3 protein-coding genes are annotated in these 1,892 nt (G+C 45.2%); all 3 read left to right on the plus strand.

Features of this window, described 5'->3' with window-relative positions; genetic code table 11:
• Nucleotides 1-226 precede the first annotated feature (226 nt).
• The 3 genes from LRP81_RS23050 to ltrA are packed head-to-tail and all read left to right on the plus strand — an operon-like array spanning nt 227 to nt 1,817.
• A complete protein-coding gene (locus tag LRP81_RS23050) occupies nt 227-397 on the plus strand; it encodes a hypothetical protein (protein WP_230505542.1) in 171 nt (56 codons plus the stop codon).
• Between the two features lie 2 nt (nt 398-399).
• Nucleotides 400-564, plus strand: a complete 165-nt coding sequence (locus LRP81_RS23055) for a hypothetical protein (protein WP_230505544.1) — start codon at nt 400-402, stop codon at nt 562-564.
• Nucleotides 558-1,817 carry a group II intron reverse transcriptase/maturase gene (gene ltrA / locus LRP81_RS23060; protein WP_230505546.1) on the plus strand — a complete coding sequence of 420 codons (1,260 nt, stop codon included), beginning with the start codon at nt 558-560 and terminating at the stop codon, nt 1,815-1,817. Before LRP81_RS23055 ends, ltrA begins: the two co-directional genes overlap by 7 nt.
• Nucleotides 1,818-1,892 lie beyond the last annotated feature (75 nt).

Raw genomic sequence — 1,892 nt, forward strand, 5'->3', positions numbered from 1 at the left:
TATGTGCGCCCGGCATGGGTGCAATCTATAGGGTGCAAGTCCCGAACTGTGAAGACAGAAGTAGCAGTTAGCTTAACGCAAGGGTGTCCATGGCGACGTGGAATCTGAAGGAAGCGGGCGGCAAACTTCCGGTCTGAGGAACACGAACTTCATAGGAGGCTAGGTATCATTGGATGAGTTTGCATAACAAAACAAAGTCCTTTCTGTCAAAGGTGATACAGAGTAAATGAAGCAGATAGGTGGAAGGAAAGATTGCATTCTTACCCGGGGAGGTCTGACTGAGACGCCGAGCACACTTGGTAACCTGTCTAGCGATAGACAGTTGAACAGTCAGAAGTCAGCAGAAGTCATAGTACCTTACTTACTCGAGAAAGTAAGGGAAGGACTGAACAGTTAAAGATGAACGAGAACTATGCGTACACTTCTTGCGCAGAAGCAGACAATCTCTTAGGAGACCTACTTGGAAGAGGAAGTGGTGAATCCCACGGGGGATTTCAAGAGGGTGGAGCAAGAATAACACAAATAGACCTCTCGTTCGCGTGGAAAGGAAATATCTTATGTTAATGGATAGGTTACTGTCACGGGAAAACTTGATAGAAGCACTCAAACGTGTGGAGAGAAACAAAGGAAGTCACGGGATGGATGAAATGTCCGTAAAATCCCTACGAAGACATCTTGTTGATAACTGGGACTCTCTCTGTCAATCGCTAAGGAATGGTACCTATAAACCGAGTCCTGTCCGTCGAGTCGAAATCCCGAAACCGAACGGTGGAGTCCGTTTACTAGGAATACCTACTGTGACAGACCGATTCATTCAACAGGCAATCGCTCAAACACTGACTCCAATCTTTGACCCTGCATTCTCCGAGCATAGTTATGGCTTCCGACCGAATAGAAGGGGACATGATGCCGTGCGGAAAGCAAAAGGATTCATGAAAGAAGGAAACAGGTGGGTGGTTGATATAGACCTTGAGAAATTCTTTGATAAAGTAAATCATGACAAGCTAATGGGAATACTGGCTTCCAAAGTGAAAGACCGGACGGTCCTAAAGCTAATCAGAAGGTATCTTCAGGCTGGGATTATGATTAACGGTGTCGTCCATGAAATAGAAGAGGGGACTCCTCAAGGCGGTCCGCTAAGTCCACTTCTCTCGAACATCCTTCTGGATAAACTCGATAAAGAACTGGAATCCAGAGGTCACCATTTCGTCCGATATGCGGATGATTGTAACATTTATGTTCAGTCCAAGAAGGCAGGCGAAAGAGTCATGAACTCGATCAGTGACTTCATAGAAAGGAAGCTGAAACTAAAAGTGAATCGAGAGAAATCAGCAGTAGACCGCCCTTGGAGGCGTAAGTTCCTTGGCTTTAGCTTTACTATCCATAAAGAACCCAAGGTTCGGATAGCAAACGAGAGTATCAAACGACTCAAAGCTAAAATAAGAGTCCTAACATCTCGTTCTAAACCAATCCCTATGGAAATGAGAATAGCGAAGTTAAACCAATATCTTGTAGGATGGTGCAATTACTTCGCTCTCGCAGACACACCGAGCAGATTCAAAGAATTGGATGAGTGGATAAGAAGACGACTCCGAATGATTGTATGGAAAGAATGGAAACACCCGAGAACCAAAGTGAGAAAGCTAAAAGGGTTAGGTGTCCATCCGTCTAAAGCATATGAATGGGGAAATTCAAGGAAGAAATACTGGAGAACAGCCAGCAGTCCAATCCTACACAAAACCCTTGGGAACTCCTATTGGAGTTCCCAAGGGCTCAAAAGTCTATATGCAAGATATGAAAGTTTACGTCAACTTTAATTGAACCGCCGTATACCGAACGGTACGTACGGTGGTGTGAGAGGTCGGGGGTTAGTCACCCCCTCCTACTCGATT

This window comes from Sutcliffiella rhizosphaerae (assembly GCF_917563925.1).
In the GTDB taxonomy this organism is placed as follows: domain Bacteria; phylum Bacillota; class Bacilli; order Bacillales; family Bacillaceae_I; genus Sutcliffiella_A; species Sutcliffiella_A rhizosphaerae.